The sequence below is a fragment of the Thermanaeromonas toyohensis ToBE genome (genome assembly GCF_900176005.1).
In the GTDB taxonomy this organism is placed as follows: Bacteria; Bacillota; DSM-521; order Neomoorellales; family Neomoorellaceae; genus Thermanaeromonas; species Thermanaeromonas toyohensis.
In genome coordinates this window covers 1,423,872-1,439,685 of the sequence record NZ_LT838272.1, presented here as the reverse complement: position 1 = coordinate 1,439,685, position 15,814 = coordinate 1,423,872, and the positions used below count along the sequence as shown (strand labels likewise).

At 56.0% G+C, this 15,814-nt stretch carries 19 protein-coding genes and 2 pseudogenes; 2 read left to right on the top strand and 19 right to left on the bottom strand.

Annotated elements, in window-relative coordinates; translation table 11 throughout:
- The 3 genes from B9A14_RS17955 to B9A14_RS07195 all read right to left on the bottom strand — a co-directional run bounded on the left by B9A14_RS17955 (position 1) and on the right by B9A14_RS07195 (position 1,976).
- Entirely contained in the window at positions 1-624 is a 624-nt protein-coding gene (locus B9A14_RS17955) for a 3D domain-containing protein (RefSeq protein WP_084665040.1), read from the bottom strand.
- Positions 611-742, bottom strand: coding sequence for a hypothetical protein (locus B9A14_RS17950; RefSeq protein WP_269456765.1), 132 nt, complete (start codon positions 740-742; stop codon positions 611-613). Before B9A14_RS17950 ends, B9A14_RS17955 begins: the two co-directional genes overlap by 14 nt.
- 121 nt (positions 743-863) lie before the next feature.
- Positions 864-1,976, bottom strand: a complete 1,113-nt coding sequence (locus tag B9A14_RS07195; RefSeq protein WP_157109820.1) for a homing endonuclease associated repeat-containing protein — start codon at positions 1,974-1,976, stop codon at positions 864-866.
- 650 nt (positions 1,977-2,626) lie between these two features.
- On the opposite strand from B9A14_RS07195, the gene B9A14_RS07190 reads away from it, so the two are divergent.
- Positions 2,627-3,271, top strand: coding sequence for a hypothetical protein (locus B9A14_RS07190; protein ID WP_084665037.1), 645 nt, complete (start codon positions 2,627-2,629; stop codon positions 3,269-3,271).
- A 3-nt stretch (positions 3,272-3,274) separates the two neighbouring features.
- Positions 3,275-4,102, top strand: a complete 828-nt coding sequence (locus B9A14_RS07185; RefSeq protein WP_084665036.1) for an MBL fold metallo-hydrolase — start codon at positions 3,275-3,277, stop codon at positions 4,100-4,102.
- 421 nt (positions 4,103-4,523) lie between these two features.
- On the opposite strand, the gene B9A14_RS07180 is transcribed toward B9A14_RS07185, so the two are convergent.
- From B9A14_RS07180 to B9A14_RS07105, 16 genes and pseudogenes are all read right to left on the bottom strand, one after another.
- Entirely contained in the window at positions 4,524-4,934 is a 411-nt protein-coding gene (locus B9A14_RS07180; RefSeq protein ID WP_084665035.1) for a hypothetical protein, read from the bottom strand.
- Between the two features lie 134 nt (positions 4,935-5,068).
- Positions 5,069-5,227, bottom strand: a complete 159-nt coding sequence (locus B9A14_RS17390; protein ID WP_172839072.1) for a hypothetical protein — start codon at positions 5,225-5,227, stop codon at positions 5,069-5,071.
- 292 nt (positions 5,228-5,519) lie between these two features.
- Positions 5,520-6,332: a DNA methyltransferase gene (locus B9A14_RS07170; protein WP_197686581.1), complete on the bottom strand. Its 813-nt coding sequence runs from the start codon at positions 6,330-6,332 to the stop codon at positions 5,520-5,522.
- Positions 6,333-6,368: 36 nt separating this feature from the next.
- Complete coding sequence (locus B9A14_RS07165; RefSeq protein ID WP_157109817.1) at positions 6,369-6,887, bottom strand: hypothetical protein; 519 nt, start codon at positions 6,885-6,887, stop codon at positions 6,369-6,371.
- Positions 6,888-7,088: 201 nt separating this feature from the next.
- Positions 7,089-7,271 (bottom strand): hypothetical protein, encoded by a 183-nt coding sequence (locus tag B9A14_RS17050; protein WP_157109816.1) that lies wholly within the window; start codon positions 7,269-7,271, stop codon positions 7,089-7,091.
- 81 nt (positions 7,272-7,352) lie between these two features.
- Positions 7,353-7,979: a type IV toxin-antitoxin system AbiEi family antitoxin domain-containing protein gene (locus B9A14_RS07160; protein ID WP_084665031.1), complete on the bottom strand. Its 627-nt coding sequence runs from the start codon at positions 7,977-7,979 to the stop codon at positions 7,353-7,355.
- Positions 7,980-8,263: 284 nt separating this feature from the next.
- Complete coding sequence (locus B9A14_RS07155) at positions 8,264-8,731, bottom strand: DIP1984 family protein (RefSeq protein ID WP_084665030.1); 468 nt, start codon at positions 8,729-8,731, stop codon at positions 8,264-8,266.
- A gap of 48 nt (positions 8,732-8,779) precedes the next feature.
- The gene (locus B9A14_RS07150) at positions 8,780-9,268 is read right to left on the bottom strand and encodes a DUF6557 family protein (RefSeq protein ID WP_084665029.1); all 489 of its coding nucleotides are present in this window, start codon (positions 9,266-9,268) and stop codon (positions 8,780-8,782) included.
- A gap of 266 nt (positions 9,269-9,534) precedes the next feature.
- Positions 9,535-9,819 (bottom strand): hypothetical protein, encoded by a 285-nt coding sequence (locus tag B9A14_RS07145; RefSeq protein WP_231967961.1) that lies wholly within the window; start codon positions 9,817-9,819, stop codon positions 9,535-9,537.
- A 99-nt stretch (positions 9,820-9,918) separates the two neighbouring features.
- A pseudogene (locus B9A14_RS07140) lies at positions 9,919-10,226 on the bottom strand (YbjQ family protein).
- A gap of 279 nt (positions 10,227-10,505) precedes the next feature.
- Positions 10,506-11,189, bottom strand: coding sequence for a hypothetical protein (locus B9A14_RS07135; RefSeq protein ID WP_084665028.1), 684 nt, complete (start codon positions 11,187-11,189; stop codon positions 10,506-10,508).
- A 75-nt stretch (positions 11,190-11,264) separates the two neighbouring features.
- Entirely contained in the window at positions 11,265-11,564 is a 300-nt protein-coding gene (locus tag B9A14_RS17045) for a hypothetical protein (RefSeq protein ID WP_231967960.1), read from the bottom strand.
- A 5-nt stretch (positions 11,565-11,569) separates the two neighbouring features.
- A pseudogene (locus tag B9A14_RS18255) lies at positions 11,570-11,662 on the bottom strand (SEC-C metal-binding domain-containing protein); the annotation flags it as partial.
- A 1,211-nt stretch (positions 11,663-12,873) separates the two neighbouring features.
- The gene (gene thyX, locus B9A14_RS07120) at positions 12,874-13,545 is read right to left on the bottom strand and encodes an FAD-dependent thymidylate synthase (protein WP_084665026.1); all 672 of its coding nucleotides are present in this window, start codon (positions 13,543-13,545) and stop codon (positions 12,874-12,876) included.
- A gap of 340 nt (positions 13,546-13,885) precedes the next feature.
- Positions 13,886-14,152 carry a DUF5320 domain-containing protein gene (locus B9A14_RS17035; RefSeq protein ID WP_157109814.1) on the bottom strand — a complete coding sequence of 89 codons (267 nt, stop codon included), beginning with the start codon at positions 14,150-14,152 and terminating at the stop codon, positions 13,886-13,888.
- A 78-nt stretch (positions 14,153-14,230) separates the two neighbouring features.
- A complete protein-coding gene (locus B9A14_RS07105; protein WP_084665023.1) occupies positions 14,231-15,631 on the bottom strand; it encodes an RRXRR domain-containing protein in 1,401 nt (466 codons plus the stop codon).
- Positions 15,632-15,814: the final 183 nt, after the last annotated feature.

Sequence of the window (15,814 nt, the reverse complement as noted above, 5' to 3'; positions counted from 1 at the left end):
TCAATCCTTAAATGTTGCCCAAGCCCTGCCACCAGACAGGTGTACTATCACTTTCACTTTCTTTACGCCCCACCGCTGCGCCTCCTCCCGCGTGGGAAAGAACAGGTCAATACGGTGCCCCCTTATAGCGCTCCCGGTATCCTCTGCGCGGGCCCAGCCGTAGCCGGGGACGTACACCTCCGAGCCCAGAGGTATCACCTGCGGGTCAACGGCGACCACGCCCCTGCGGGCCTTCGTCCCGATAGCCGTGATGCCTTTTTCGGTCCCCTCTTCCCGGCTGGCTGAATACCCGGTGGCCACAACTTCCATCTCTACTATCCTCGCAGCACCCTTTGAAAACCCACCGCGCGAAGCCAGAATCCGGTTGTGCCGGTGAGCGACACTGCTATGCGCCGGGTTCCCGGACGGATTGCCCATTGCTCCCCCGAAAGACCCGCCATCCTCGTTGCCCTCCAAAGAGACAGCCCCCTTCCTTTCTACTGCGCTTTCGGGAGCGAAAACCCCAGGTTCTCCGATGATAACCCCAAACACTTTTTTGGAAGCATGAACTGCGTCCCCTTTAAAGGATAATAGCAGGCCGGCAACCACCAGTAGAATAGCCGCCCTCTTTCTATTCTCCGGCACCGGCCGCAACCTCCTTACCCAGCACTGCCGCCAGGGCACGGCGTGCGGTCCTCCCGGTCATGGTGGCGCTCGGCAGGGCCGTACCCGGGTCGAATACTCTCACCCCAGACAACCCCACCGAGCACAGCCACTCCTTAAGCTTCCTGGCGTCACTGCACACCGCCTTGAAGAGCAACCCGCCGGACCCGTACGACGTCCAGAAAAATTCGACCTCGCCCCGCATCGCGCGGTGGAGGCGCTCAAATGCCGGTGGCTTCGCAGGACGCTGCGACCCTCCGTGCCTGCCCACTATCACCGATCCCCCCTCTCGAAACGCTCTCCCCCACTGCATTAGAAAAAGCACTGGAGTACGGCCTCACAGGACGGCGGCGCACCTTCCCTGACCCAGCAGCCGCCCGCAGGTACTTCATGGCAAGCTGCCGCACCCTTTCGCCCGTGATGCCGGCATCGGCCGCTATCGACCTGAACGTCCGCCCCGACGCCAGCCTTATGGCGAACGCTCTCCCCCTGTCGAGGCCGTCAATCACCGGAAAGCCGCGTTCTAAAGCCGCCGACAGGAGCTTCGCAACTTTGGGGGTTACATGCACGACCGTTATACCCCGCTGCCCCAGAGCCTTTTTAAGTGCTTTGCGGGCCCCGGAAGAGAGCCGCGGGAGCTCCTTCACGCTCACATACCGCCTGCCGAGCGACGCGAGCCTCTCCACTTCCTCCTGGATAACGTCCTCCCGGGTGCGTATTAGGCCCGCCTGCCCCAGCGCTTCTTCCCACGACCCGAAGAACCGGACGTATATCGACGGATCCCGTGGCGCGTCCAGCTCCTGCGCTACTTCCCTGTACTCGCCCTGCTTGGGCACGCGCCCCAACTTCTCTGCGACCTTCCGCAGGGCATCGAGCAGCAGCTCCCGCTTCAGCTCCCGGTCGCGCGGCAGTCGGAACCTGTTGACCCCCAGCCCCGCAGCCCGAATGGCAGCGTTCCACGAGCCAAACACGTTTACGGCCCTGGTAAAAAGGAGAGAAGGCACATCGTTTTCACGCGGCACCCTTCCGAGCTTTTCAGCCAGCAGCCGCAGCTCTCGAAGTACTTCCCCGGGGTCAATTTCCTTGCGCGACCACCACCGCATCCGGACCTCTTCATTGCGCTTCTGGATGAGCAACTTCGTATCCTCTGATCCGCACTGGAGGAGCCTGTTGAGCACCCTGCGGACCGTTGTAGCGCATACTCCCAGAGCAGCCGCGAGCTCGCTGTTGGTGGCATGTATGTTCCTGCTCAGCACCTCGCAGACCGCATGTTGGGCCTGAACAAGGTCCACCTTGCGATTCCCCATTTTCTCACCCCCCATCTGTTGCATCATCTTTCACCTGGTGTTAATGCCGGTTGTGACCTCCTCCCTACGCCTCGAGGCGTAGGGCTTCCTCTTTCATCGAGGCGGCTTACATGGATGCAGAGACGCCCGCGCAGAGGCCCTCCTCTCCAGACGCTTAACTTCGGACCGGTCCAGCCCTGGGGCCTGACCAAAGCTCAGGCCGAGCCTTTTTACTTTAACCTACCCGACCGCCGCTTTCATCCCTGCCCCTAAAGGGGTAGGGCCTTCCCGCGGGGGCTCTGTAAAAACGTTTCTAAAACTGAACTTTATCTGAGGCTGTCTGTCTTTTTTAGCACTCCATACTTGTTATAAACTTTTCTTTTTTCCTCTGACTTTGGGCCGGTCCAACCCCAGGGTCTGATCAGGGCTCAGACCAACCCTTTCTTCCTTACCCCACCGCTGCTTTCATCCCTACCCTTGAAAGGATACGGCCTTCTCACGGCGGTCGTGTAAAATCATGCATTCAAAGAAGGAGAAGCGCCTTAATGAAAAGAATATATCTTTCAATCAAAACAAGAGCCATTTCTGTTAAAATCCGGTGTCACCTATCTCGGTGGATAAATTGCGACCACAAGAAATTTACAGTGACATAAGCAAACCTCTTATTCATCGCTAAAGACTACTGAGGGTGGGGTAGTATGGACGAAAAAGGCTTTCTAAGGGAATTGTTGCTCCTCACCGACCAAGAAGTTCACAACCATCTTCGCGACACAGACCAAAAACGAGATCACTTGTTAGAACTATATTTAAAACTAGTTTTTACACTTTTTTCTGCTGCCGCAGGCCTAGAATTTTTAAACGTATCGTGGAATGCTACTACTCTCGTTATTGTTAACTCAATCCTTGGAATAGCGTTGCTGTTTGGAGAGGCAGTGTATTTTGCAATGATCAGCGCCAGAAAATGGCATGCCGAATATGTTAATGTACATCTTTTGATCCAAGCTGCCCTTACCACAGAAGACTTGTGCATTTCCCCACAAGCAATTCCTAAAGAAAAACGCCACCCATTTCTCCCTTCTCTCTACACCAGTCGCTCCTTCATTCTTGTTCAGCTGTGCAACGCGGGCATTATAATGCTTATGGGGAGTCTATCGTTTAAAACTTTCCAGCACACCATAGTTCTTTTAATAAGTGGCCTGGCGGCCATTATACTTTTCTTCCTTAACACAATTAGGGGCAGTCAAATGCTAAAAAAAGCGGAATCTGACTTCTGGGAACACCCTGAAGACTGCTGGATAATAACAGGGCTTGCACTAAAGAAATTCCACAAGACAGGAGGGTAATTTGTGCTACTTATACCACTGGGAATTAACGGCTTCTTTCCTTTTAACAACAGGCATACCTCTTGTTACCTAGTCATGCCTTCTTCAAACACTGCTTTCTTGTTGGATGCAGGAACAGGTATAATAAGACTTTTGAAGCCAGAAGTGAAGGCAAAGCTGGAGCAAGTACAAGAACTGCATATCATACTTTCGCACTATCACCTCGATCACACCAGTGGACTTTTCTACCTAACAGGCGTTTGGCCTAACCGGAAGGTAGTGTGCCACGCGCCCGGCTATCCTCTGGTGGAGGCTGACCCCCTTCAGGCGCTCGAAAAACTTTTGGGCCCGCCGCTCTACCCCCTCAGATTAAATGATCTGCCCCTGGAAATCGAGGCGGTCACAGAACCCCGAAAGGAAATTGCCGGGCTAGAATTCAGATTCCGGCCACAGCAGCACCCGGGCAGCTCCGTAGGAATTCGGGTTGGAGATTACCTCGCCTACATCACGGATACTGTGGCTGACCCGCAAACAGCTGAGTTCGCCAGGGGGGTAAACCTCCTTATGCATGAAGTTTGGCTAACCGACGAAGAGGCGGAACACAGTATCGAAGCAGACGGCGTCCCGGCAAGGGCAAAACACTCCTGGGTGGGAGCAGTGGCCGAAATAACCAAAAAGGCAGAAGTAAACCTTTTTGCCCCGATCCACCATGCCCCTTGGAGGACCGATGACGAAATCCTGCTCCTAGCTCAAGACATCGAAAGAAAATGCGGAACACCTGTTTTGGCACTCCAGGAGGGCAACGAATACTTAATCAGTCTTCCAAAAACGACAGGAACGCTGAAAAAGTAATCAGGGCTACAAGGAAAGAAAAAAAGATAAGCATCGCCACCCACTCCTGCCGCTTTTTAAAACACTAACACCTGCCACGCCCACCAATGGGTTGCCTTTTTGGCGCCTCCGCGTCTGGATCTATCCCGCAACCACGAAAGCCGTCTTCCCCCGCGTCCCTGGGTCCGCCTCTCCGGTATCTACCGCCCCCAGGTACTTCCAGACGAATTGGTGGCCCTTCCGCGCAAAAGGCCGACACAATATAGGCAGCACGTACCAGGTCTATCTTTCGCCCTGCCCATCTCCAATATCAACACCTGCGTCCCGCAATTCTTCTTTCTGCCGCAGCGATACGTTCAAATTGTTTATGCCCTTCCCTAGTCGGCCCCGACCAAAAGCAGCGGTCTTGAGTGCCCGCCATTCGTGCATGAATCCTCGAACATCAACCGGCCCCCCGGCCGCACGGGCGTAGGCGACCAAGTCGCGCAGGAACAGCCTTACCAGGGCACACCCCTCTGGGGGGAGTGCCTGCTCCATCGGGGCTCCTGTCCTGCGTGCGAATCTGTAATTTCCCTGCGGCACAGCCACCACTCCTTCCAGGACACTGCACGGCAACCTCGTCCCCTGACTTTGCTTCGTCACAGTTGCCGCCAGCTCTTTCCGCGATGGCCCACACGCGTTCCGGCGGACCCATAAAGAGCCAGAACACCGGCCGCCCCGGCTCTATCCCTGCAACGCTCCCTTCCGTGACTTCGACTACCGGCCGTAGCCCGGCCATTTTCGCTGCCTTGGCTACCACAAATTCGTCCGTCAGGAGTGCCGCTTTGCCCTTCAGAGGGGCGATTTCTACCATGGTCGTTTTTCCTGCCTTTCTCCTTGCTGTTTCTCGTCGTTTATACCTTCCTAAAGAGGAGACAAAAAAATGCACTGCCGGGGCAGTGCATGGTATGCTATTCCGCTAAACTTTGATTGTCGGGCCTATTTCAGCTAGTTCTGTACAACAGCTGCCAAAGCTTTGCCAGCAGCCGCTCCCACCAGGAGATTCCCCGGGTAAACAGTTTCGCACCCGGGCTGACCCAGAAAGATACCCCTCGCTTCCTTAGTTCCTCGAACATCGTCGCTACTTTCCGTGCGTCCTCTATGCAAAACTCTTCTCCTTCGCCAAAGCGCGGCTGCAGGATTACACAGTAGCCTTCACACGGCACCGAACGCAGGAATGCCTCACCCCCCTCGAACCTCCAGGCAACGACCTCTCCGCGGTTCAGGTGGTAGAGCAACTGGACTGGTGTCGTGACCTGCACCCATTCAGGCACCGGATACGCCCTCTTGCCCCTTCGGATCAGCATCATAACCACCTATAAGAAGAACCTTCCTCAATAATCCTGCAAACTATAACTTAAATGCGACCCTCTTTCCCGTCTGGCATCAGGCGTACTTACTAGACACCATAAACCAGGTCTCCCCCGAGGAACCGGCGCCCGCTGAGCCGGCAGGCCTCCAGGACAGAATAGCCCCCGGCTGCCGGGTCAACCACCACGTCTCCGGCGTTGGTCACCGCCTCGATCAGCCGCTTCTGCAGGCCGACCGGTTTGGCATGGGGGTGCCGGCCGGCCGCCTTCTCCTCCCACACGTCCGGGATGTCGTGGACAGCCCACACTCCCTTGGCGCGGATAGGCCGTTTTTGAATTACAAGCAGGTACTCGCACTGTCGGCGCGTCCGGTAACCCATCCCCATCTTCAGTTTATTCCACACTATCATGTCCACGACCTGCAAAGACTGGGGGAGCCAGCCCGAGACACCTTCGCACAGGTGGAATTTGTCCACCCAAAGGAACAGGTGGCCGCTGGGAATCAGCACCCGCGCTATTTCGGATATGAATTCCTTGATAGTTTCCTCGCTCATCTGGGGGAGGAAGGATCGTCTGGCGCAACGGCTCCTCCCTTCGTTCCCGTAAGCGAGCCTGTCGAGAACACCCCGGTACTGCGGATCGAAGAAGGCGCAGGGTACGGAGGCGTCGCGAATGGCTCTCAGAAGATCCCTGCCATCACACCTGTTGGGGTAATCATATTGGTAGATGCTGTTTTGCAAGCAGTCCGGAAACGTTTCTATATGTCTGGTGTTGGAAAATACTGCAGCCACGTTTCTCCCCACCCTCCCGGCAGCACAGCAACCGTTTTTTCCCAACCGGGCCAGGCACCGGACAGCCGGCTTGCTTCCCATTCTTTCGTTATCCGGAAGAACGTAACGCACCGACCAATCCCGTACTAGGGTTATATTCAGCTGAACCTACAGTCCGGCTCTCGGGACTGTCGTGATTTCCCCGTAAAACTTCGCCCACATCAAGCGGTATACTGCGGACGCAGGTACGATGCCCACTATTAAACACAACACCCCCAACGCGTACACCACCAACCCCAACAGGTCCAAGGAAACCATCTGCAGCACCCGTCCGCTGGTGGCGGCCCAGCTCTCCCCCAGGGAACCCAAAATGCCGCAGTTGCGGTCGACTAAAAAGTACGGGAAAAGCCGGAACCGGTAAAAAACATACACACCGGGCAGGATCAGGCATACCAACCCCAGGGCAACGGCAACCATATTAGCAGCAGACGCTAAAAAGTATTTGAGCCCGTACTGCCACCCGGCCAGGACGTCTCCGGCGTTCAGCTTCTCGCCCCGTTCCGCCGCTAAAAACATGGAGACTATCCCGGGCTCCAAAACAAAATAGGCTGCCAGGAACAGCGCTAACATTGGAAAAGAACCCGCTTTCTTTATCCCTGCCTCCAGCAATTTTTCCGCTGCTACCACGAGAACTAAAACCCACGCGTTCTTAAGAAACGCCTGCCACGCGTGTCTGAGATACCTGCCAGCTGGCGACAAGTGCACTCATCCCCTTCCTGTGGCTTTCTTCTTGAGCGCATCATGACGAAAACCCGTAGCACCGCCAAACATAAAAGCAGGGCGTGCCAGTTTTTCTTTTTTGCAGGCACAGCCCCGCTTTTCATACTTTCATACCCGCTCTCCCGCCCTCGCCGGAAGACCGCCAGCGCCTGGTAGTACCCTTTGAACAATACCCGGTACGCGCGTACCCTCTACGCGGTACCCCTTCACCGTGTCGGGGTTCAGGCCCCTCTGCCCGACGTAAGAACGGCCGATCTGACCCCTCGGCCAAGGGGACGCCCTCAGCGGCACCTCCGGCTACGCCTTAAATTACAAACTGCAGCAAGACTTATCCTTTCCTGGAACCGCTAACGCAAGACGCTAAAAACCTCTTCAACAGCCGCGCGGCGCAAATTCTGACCACCTATCAGGATTAGCCAAGCCCGTCTCCTCCAAAAACCAAGTAAGCCCCATTATCTTTGCGTACTCCTTTAGCTTCTGCACGTCGAGGTCTTCAAGATTTAACTCCACAAGCCGCGGCTTCCGCTTTTTTACATGCAGTGCAACATAAAAATAGTCAAGCAGAACTTTTTCGGGGTCTCCAACAGCAAACAGGTGTTCCGGCACATCATGGAAGCCAAAAATAAACTTCTTGGGCAAACGCACGAACTCATACCGCCCAAATTCATTTTCACAGGAAAAACCCCTGCCGCTCCATGTCACACAAGTCACCACAAAAGGACGCTGTTCTATTATCCCGTGCCACCACATCCCGGTCAGCATAGACACATATGAAGCTGGGGCGATAACCTGGTGAAGGCATAAATTGTTTGCCGGCTCCACAAACGGGTTCCAGTATAAACCCCGGTATAGCTCCGGTATTATGCCTGCTACCGCCAGACGACGTAGTGCGCGTTTCACTGATGACAGGCCCTCGCCGAGCTCATAGGCGAGGACCTCGGGGGAAACGGGATATATTCTCGTCTTTCGCAGAAAGCTCAAGATTTCTAAGGTAATCATCTGCACCCACCACTAAATTCGCATAATCAATTTCCTTCTCTAGCAGTACATAGCAATCGTGGTTACAAACACTATGAATATACCCCTATCCCGCCCTCACCGGAAGGCCGCCAGCGCCAGGTAGTACTCTTTAAGCAATGCACGGTACGCGCGTACCCTGTACACGGTACCCCTTCACCGTGTCGGAGTCGGGCCTCCGCTGCCCAACGTAAGAACGGCCGATCTGACCCCTCGGCCAAGGGGACGCCCTCAGCGGCACCCCCGGCTACGCCTTAGTGAGCACGCTAAACCTCTTCCACCAAGTCGTTCGCCCAGTTGGCCGCCTGGATGGCGGCGTCAAGCTCGCGGTACTTCTTGGCATACTCGTCGGCACGGCGGCGCCACGCCGCAACGTCCACCGTCGGCACGAACTTAATTTCCGAACGGGTCACCCGCCATTCGCGCGCGCCGACCGCCGCGTCGGCCACCTCTTTGGCCGCCTCATGTAGAAGTTTCAGCATATCCCGTTCGGCGATGGCCTCCATCAGCGTCCGGCCGTCCGGCAACTTTACAGCCATGTTGGTTTTGTTGATTGCAACCGTGAGCCGCTGTAGTCTCTCGACCAGTTCCAAAATCTTGCCCATCAACACCTCCGGATCTTCGGCCGGCCTGTCGCCCTCCTGAACCCGGGAGTCGCGCTCAGCACGCTCGCGCAGGGCCGCGATCTCTTCTTTGATGCGTTTCCTTTCCAGCAAGGCTTCGGCAAGCTTCATGCTTTAAACCTCCCCTTTCGTGTCCGCAGTAGAGAAACACGTGATAATTCATTCCTGCCCCAGCGTTCCCAGAACTTCACTCAACGGCACCGCCCGCTCCGGGTGCTCCTGATACTCTCGCATCCTTTCTTCTATTTCCCGCCTGTGGGCCAGGATCTCTTCCTCCGAATAGCCGCAGAACGTCATCTCCCACAGCACGTGGGCAGCTATTTCCGGAAGGGGCATCCGCTCTATTAGCTCGGGGTCCACATAGAAACCCGCCCACTCTCTGAACAGGCACAGTTCAAGCGCATAGCCCTGGTCGTCCCTGGGCTTGCGCCCGTAAACGTCGTACCAGCGCTCCCCATCATCTTCTTCTCTAAGCTCAACGTGAACCACCGTGCCGTCGTCGTTCGGGAGTGGCACGCAGGAGCGGACTTGCTGGAATACCTTCTCGTACCCCGGCAGGTTTTCTTCCTGGTCAGGGTAGAGTTTAACCAGCTGTGTTGCCACATCGCTCCAGGAAACCCTGTTGAACAAGTCTTGAACAGTAAGCATCCCGGCGAACCTGCCTTCCAGTTGATATCGTTGACATTTTTCTACTCGTATCGCGGCAGAGGCCGGTCGCCTCCGCATTCGAAAGTTTTTGGGGCTCCGCATCTGTGAAGCTATTTCTCAACAAAGCGCCGTCCAACCCGTGGCGGAGCTAAAACGCCAGTAGCTTCTTACTGCCAAAGTGTTGCTTTCTACAGCAAAAATCCTCCGCCTATTAAATATCTCCCATTGGTCGCCAGAAAAAAAATCCAGCAAATTTCTAGTATCCATTACAAAAAGAGCTGCTCCAGTTCCGGGTTGGGATATATATCTTGTACGTACTCCCTGTAGTAGCTTTCCAATTCCTTTACGCTTATTCCATGTCTTGACAGGAACTTAACTACTGCTGGCACGGGCACATCAGTGAAGAAGTTAAAAATTTGCACTATATACTCCTCCGGGAACTCTTGCCGCTTGATAAAGTTTGCCAGCCTGTCTTCGGCCAGAAAATTTCGGGTTTGAGCATTGATCACTGCCTCAACCAGGGATGAATACACTTTCTGCACCTCTTCCACAAAATCCCTCCAATCTGCCTAAGTAGCCGAGGAAACAAATATCCCTTTCGGGAACAATCTCAACCAGGAAACGAACTCGAAGCATTGGCCCGTCTCGAATCAGACTTTAACTGCCGTACCGGTTGCGGTTACCATCAGCAGACCTGTATAACTTCGTAATCAATTTTTACGTCTATTACGACATTTGCCCCTCGCCGCATAGCTTTGCCTATCATTTCCCTAAGGGCTATCTGACGGGCCTCGGAAAGTTTTTTCTCATAGGCACGCGACCGACCACCAATAATATCCCTGATACCCGCAAGAATGTCCTAGAAAATGTTGGTTCCCATAATGGTTTCTCCGCTCACAATTCCCGGGTATTCACGAACAGGTTTTTCTTCTATGCTAGGAGCAGTCGTAATGATCATTCTGATCTCTCAATCCAGCATATTTTTTCAGACTGGCAACTGCACCAAGGGTGGGTAAAGGGTTCCTCATCCCTCTCAAACTTTGATGCCTATATTTTGCCACAAAATATTCCACCCCACAAGCACTGACCCCCAAACCCTCATCCCTGCACTATCTGCTAGTAACAGGTTGCTTCCGCAAATTCACGCCTGTTCCAGGTGAAGAAGCACCCCTCCACTTCAAAAAAACAAAAACCGCACACCGGCCATCTTCCGGCGTGCGGTATAGCGCCTGCTTGCTTACTGGCCTTGCTGCTGCGGGGGCCAAGCGCGTCCCCAACTCTTCCCCATCCCGCCAGCCTTCGGCCCAAACTGCTTCGTCACAAACCTGCCTATCTTGCTCAGGTCGACCTGCTGGAGGCGGAAAAGGATCTGCTGGGCTTGGTCGCCGGTAAGCTGCCCCTGGGCCACCTTTTCGTCCAGTACTGCCTTCACCTTCGCGATGAGCTGCTCCTTGACCTGGTCCAGAGTAAAGCCCTTGGAAGCGGCGATCTCTTCCAGCGTCTTGCCGCTCCGTATGGCGTTATGGAGCTCTTCGGCGGTCATGCCGAGAACGGAAGCCAGCTCATCATGCAGGGGACCCGCGCCCTTACCGGGCCCGAAACCGCCCCTGCCCACCATGCAGCCGAATGGCGGCAGCTTACCGCTTTCTATGGCCTCCTTCAGTTTAGACGCCCTGTCTTGCGGGATGATCCCCTGCTTGACAGCTTCATCCACTGTTTCTACGGCAGCCTGCTTTAACGCCTGCTCAACCTTAGCCTGGTCAATACCCAGGTTGGCCGCCAACTGAGAAATAAAAGTCTGGTACAGGGAACCCTTTGCAACCGAGCCAATACCGGTAGCGGCTGCCGCTGTGCCCGCCCCGACCAGCACCAAAAGAGCAAACACCACCATTATGGCTAAAACTTTCCTGCTCCTGCGCAAATTATACACCTCCTTCCGTTGTGGCTCCTTAAATCTTTACTGGTTTCATTGTAATACACCCGCCTCACTTCTTCATTAAAACAAATTAAGAAAACGGACTATAGAAGCCAACGCCACTCCATTCCATAAGACGAAACCCAGGGCAACTATCATTCTCCCAACATTTCCGACCCTACACACTTCTGCTTCTGTCGAGACAGCCGCCGTTCCCGCCAGCCCCTTCCAACCAGGAACCCCCCAAGTACCGCGGCATGCCAGGTAAGGGCAACAAAGACGGGGCTGTCTCCCCTGCCGATGAAGACCCACGCAAACAGCGACAGCAATATTAGCACCCAGCCGACACCGGCCATTTACGTTCGCTCCTGTTCCAGTCAAAATCCTCAAAAAGACCTTCCGCAACACTTTTTGTACTTCAGCCCGCTCCCGCACGGGCACGGCTCGTTGCGCCCGACTTTTTTCGCCCTGACCGGTTCCGGCCTCAACCAGTCGTCAGGCACGCGCAGGCTTAGCCTCCCACAGCAGGGGCACGCCTCAAACGGGAGAAGCCCGTCTATCATCGTCATCTCTTTTACGCCCCGCCGGGAGAGCTCTTCGACGAGCGCGTCCACGGCCCCCTCAACGGCCTCCCACCCGCCTAAAGGGTTGACCCAGGCTACAAGGCTGGCAACGTGCCTGGTACCTGCGTGCACGACCGCGCCGACCGCATCCGGCGCGGGGGCCACGCCCGGCAGGTGGCTGATGAGGGACAGCGCGGCCTTGAGCTTCTGCCCCGAGGCCGCCACGCCCAGCGGGCCGCAGAAGCCCAACTCCTCGATCAGAAAATCGGGCATCGGCTCAAATACGGCAGAAGCGGCTGCCCAGGCTGGGGGCTCCAGCGCGTCAAGCCCTTTTTCCTTAAAAAACGCCTCCGCCCGCCGGACGTCGCCAACGACTACCTTTGCAGAGATATTCCTTTCCCGACAGTAAAGCAGCATGGTACGCACCCGGCGAAGGTACCGCGCGTACTCTTCCGCTCTTATGTCTGCCAGCACTTCAGCGAGCAATTCCGGGTCGTCTTCTGCCTCCTCCAGTTCTGTCCGGTACTCCTCCATTTCCCGGATCACGTCCGCGCGCTTGAACCACTCGCCGAACGGGAAGAAGTTTACCGCTATTTCTTTTACGGGCACCAGCTTGAGGTGTTCAGCCGCTTCTTTCGAAGCGTCCCATGCCTCTGGGTCCGGCCACCAGCACAGGAACCTCCCGGGGTCTGGAGCTTCTCCTTCAGCGTCGCTCCCGGACCACCGCTCCTGCTCCGCGTAAGGCAGCCGCTTCCCGCCGTACCTGTCCGACAGGCACGCCGCCACCACCAAATCCCCTTCTTCCCACACGGCGATAACCGGGGGCAGGACGCGCCCGCGCTCCCTGGCAGGGAATATGTACCACCGCAGGTCTGCCAGGTCCCGCGCGACCTCGTCCGGGTCCGCATCCGTTTCATCAACGTCAACTGCCGCCCGGAGCGGCTTCCAGGCGCCTGAAGGCCGCCTTTCCGCGACGAGTGTAAAAGCGGCTTCATACCCGTTCAGGTGTGTAAGACAGAGGGCAAATGACCGCCTTTCACCCCCGGAAGGGCGGCAGTAGTCGACGATAACTTTATCTGCTTTGTTTCTAATTCTCGGCACAGCAAAGCCTCCCTTGTATGCTTTCCCTACCATGCTTCTTCGAAAACTTCTGCGTACAGCTCGTGTGGAAGCGATTCGTCGTACCCGACATCGTCAAAAACGATTGGTATGACCCTCCGGAAGTGCAGAAGCAGCGGCACCATTATCCGCCGCATCTCTATGTGGGCGTGGCGGTCGGCCCGGAGCCTGAAAATGTGCCTCCACTCCCGCAGGTTAGCTGTTACCACCACTTCTGTCTTAAGGGAGTGGGGCAGCACGGAGCGGGCCTGCTCGGCAGGCACCCCCATGCGGACCAGCGAAAGGTACGCCTGCTCGGCCGCCAGGCAGGCGTTGTGCCACGCTGCGTACGCCTCGGGACCCCCGGAAAGGCAGGGGGCCACAACCGTGATCTCCTCCTTGAACCGTTCGCTGGCATAAGAACAAAAGCGAGTCGATTCCTGGCTGTAAGAAGCTATACGGTGCCTTACCAGCTCATGGCTTACTCCGCGGTCGCAGACGATTCTAACCGTCAGCTTCTCGTGCTCGAGTACGGACTCGTGGCCCCGGCGGATCAGGGAGGCCACGAACTGGCGAGCGCTGCCCTCAGTAATCCTGTCTTCGCTTTTGTAGCAGACCCGGCCGACGCGCTCGATGCGGCGGAGTATTGCTTCGCCGTCGACCCCGGCCGGAACGCATACATACGGCCTGATTACCCGCATCTATTTCACCCCATTATGGTAAATGGTAACCTTACTATTTTCCGCTCGCAATAGCCACCACGCAGACACCTTTACCCGCCGGTCGCGGAAAAAGATTGGCCACAGCCGCAACCTACGCAGACCCTTCTCTTTTGTGAACCTTCTCAAAAGGAAAACCCGAAGATGAAACCTTAACGGACAGTTTCAGTTAAATACACAAAAACAAGCCCTACCACTCCAAACTGGTAGGGCCGCTACTCTCCGATACGTTCGCTGGTACGCTCTGCCGTACCACAGCTTCTCCTCATCATGCAGGACATCACCCGCATACTTGGTACGCGCGTACGCCTTATTTTTGTGCTTATTGCTGTTCCTTACTGTTTCCTTGTAAAGCCCCAATTTGCGCCCTGAGCGCATCGAGCTGGCTTTCCAAGAACCCAGCATATCCCCTCAGCCATTCCGCGTACAGATCACGTCGCCAAGCTGAGACTGCCCCACCAGCGGCAAACAATGGGCTCCACCCGAAACGCAGCCAGCCCGGCAAGCCCGTGGCCCAATACATGTGCCGCCAACCGCGGCCAAAGCCTCCCCGGCACCAGGGAAAACGCCACCAAAACATTACTACCACCCCTTTTGCCAGAACGTTTTCCTGCTTTATCTTTGCCGCCGGGAAGACTCCGCCCTTCAGGGCGGAGATGAAAGGCGGCTAGCTCCATACTACTATCCCTTCACTGCGGATCACCCGTCGGCATTGATCGGGGTGAATGTATGGCTTTCCTGTAATTTCCTCTAGCATCGGGGAGTACAGGTACTTCTCCGATATCACACCGGTCGCTACAAAACGCCTGCCGGTCGGAATATGAACCCACACGTCGCCTCCGATGGTTAAAACATCGTTCCTGAACGGGTTGAGTATTTTGGTTCCCGGGTATACCTTCAGGCCTCTCTGCTGCTCTGGAGAAAGAGGAAACACATCGGCAAAGGAAGGATCATTCTGGTCCCCCCTCTTCCGCCTATTCCTCGCTATGATCACTCCGTCTACCTTGTAGAGCCTGTCCTTCTGAGCGTGTACCCTCGCCCTGGCGTGCCTCCTGAATTTGACCAGCATGAGACGGCGTTCCACAGAGGCGTCAAAACCAGTACAGCCGCAGAAAGCGGCCGCTGCCGCAAGAGCGTCATCAGCATGGTCCTTCCCTAGGCCCAACTCCCTCCTCTTGAGGACCACCTCGGGCGCAGGCACAAAGCTGATATACGGCACCTCACGCAGTACCCCCATAACAGCGTTCATCGTCCCCAGCTCGCGCCACTGCTTGATGCCCCTGACCGGAAGAAACACCCTGCCGGCGTGGACCTCTTCATGACAGCCCGCGCAGAGGTACACCTTGTTCTCCCTGACTTCTGTGCCCCCGCTCTTCCGCGGAACAAGATGGTGCCGGTGAAGGTCCTCTTGCGAACCACACAGAATGCATTTTCTTTCACCCTCAGGAGCGCGGGGCGATACCTGGTAATCAGCTCCGTATACCTTGCCCCAGGTCATGGCCCTGACGTCGAATACGTTGTCCTCCATGACAAACTCTACCTGGTGCGCCGGAAAAGGGAAAAACCTGCGCAGCTTCCGGTAAAGGTTCAGGTGCGTCTCTACGCCGTGCCTGAGGGTGGCATTGCTCCTGTCCTTCGACCTCACGTCCCTCGGTGCCTTGAACTTGGTCAGCACCCTGCACTGCCTCGCAGAAAGGCGCTTCTTCTTGTACCGCGACAGATACCTCCTGAACCGGCGGAAGGACCTCCTATCGGACATCAGCCCTTTGATCTCAGGAATCCGCGTACGGAGGACACCGCGGCAGTAAACAATCAGCTTTCCACCCCTCGGTTCGCATACGGCAAAACCTATATAGCGGTAACCAGGGTCTAGGACTATGACCAGCTTTCTCCCTACAGTGCGCGAATAGTCAAATTCCCTGTCCAGAAAGACTGCAACCGGCGGCTTGCCCGATTTCCCACCGCCGATAATCCTTACCCTCTTCCGCTTCCTCAGCTTCCGGATCATGTCAAATCTCCTGGTCGGATGACCGGGGTTCCCATTCCTGTCTACAGTAAATATCACCATATGGATACCTCCCACAAGGAGCCCTGTGATCCGGGCACCAAAAGGTGGTGGGTCTCCCTGAGGCGTACCGCCGCACCACGCGTCAGGCCCCGGGATTGCACCGGTGTCTCTCAGAGCTGGGAGTGTCGCCCTGAAACGTCAGGTCCCGCAGCGGTACACCCGCGTTCAACTACCTCCCTAAAA

Excerpts from the sequence above, each read along its gene's own strand:
- B9A14_RS07180 (WP_084665035.1), bottom strand. The coding sequence starts at position 4,934 with ATGGTAGAAATCGCCCCTCTGAAGGGCAAAGCGGCACTCCTGACGGAC.
- B9A14_RS07195 (WP_157109820.1), bottom strand. The coding sequence starts at position 1,976 with ATGATGCAACAGATGGGGGGTGAGAAAATGGGGAATCGCAAGGTGGAC.
- B9A14_RS07190 (WP_084665037.1), top strand. The coding sequence starts at position 2,627 with ATGGACGAAAAAGGCTTTCTAAGGGAATTGTTGCTCCTCACCGACCAA.
- B9A14_RS07160 (WP_084665031.1), bottom strand. The coding sequence starts at position 7,979 with ATGATTACCTTAGAAATCTTGAGCTTTCTGCGAAAGACGAGAATATAT.
- B9A14_RS07150 (WP_084665029.1), bottom strand. The coding sequence starts at position 9,268 with ATGCTTACTGTTCAAGACTTGTTCAACAGGGTTTCCTGGAGCGATGTG.
- thyX (WP_084665026.1), bottom strand. The coding sequence starts at position 13,545 with ATGCGGGTAATCAGGCCGTATGTATGCGTTCCGGCCGGGGTCGACGGC.
- B9A14_RS07155 (WP_084665030.1), bottom strand. The coding sequence starts at position 8,731 with ATGAAGCTTGCCGAAGCCTTGCTGGAAAGGAAACGCATCAAAGAAGAG.
- B9A14_RS07105 (WP_084665023.1), bottom strand. The coding sequence starts at position 15,631 with ATGGTGATATTTACTGTAGACAGGAATGGGAACCCCGGTCATCCGACC.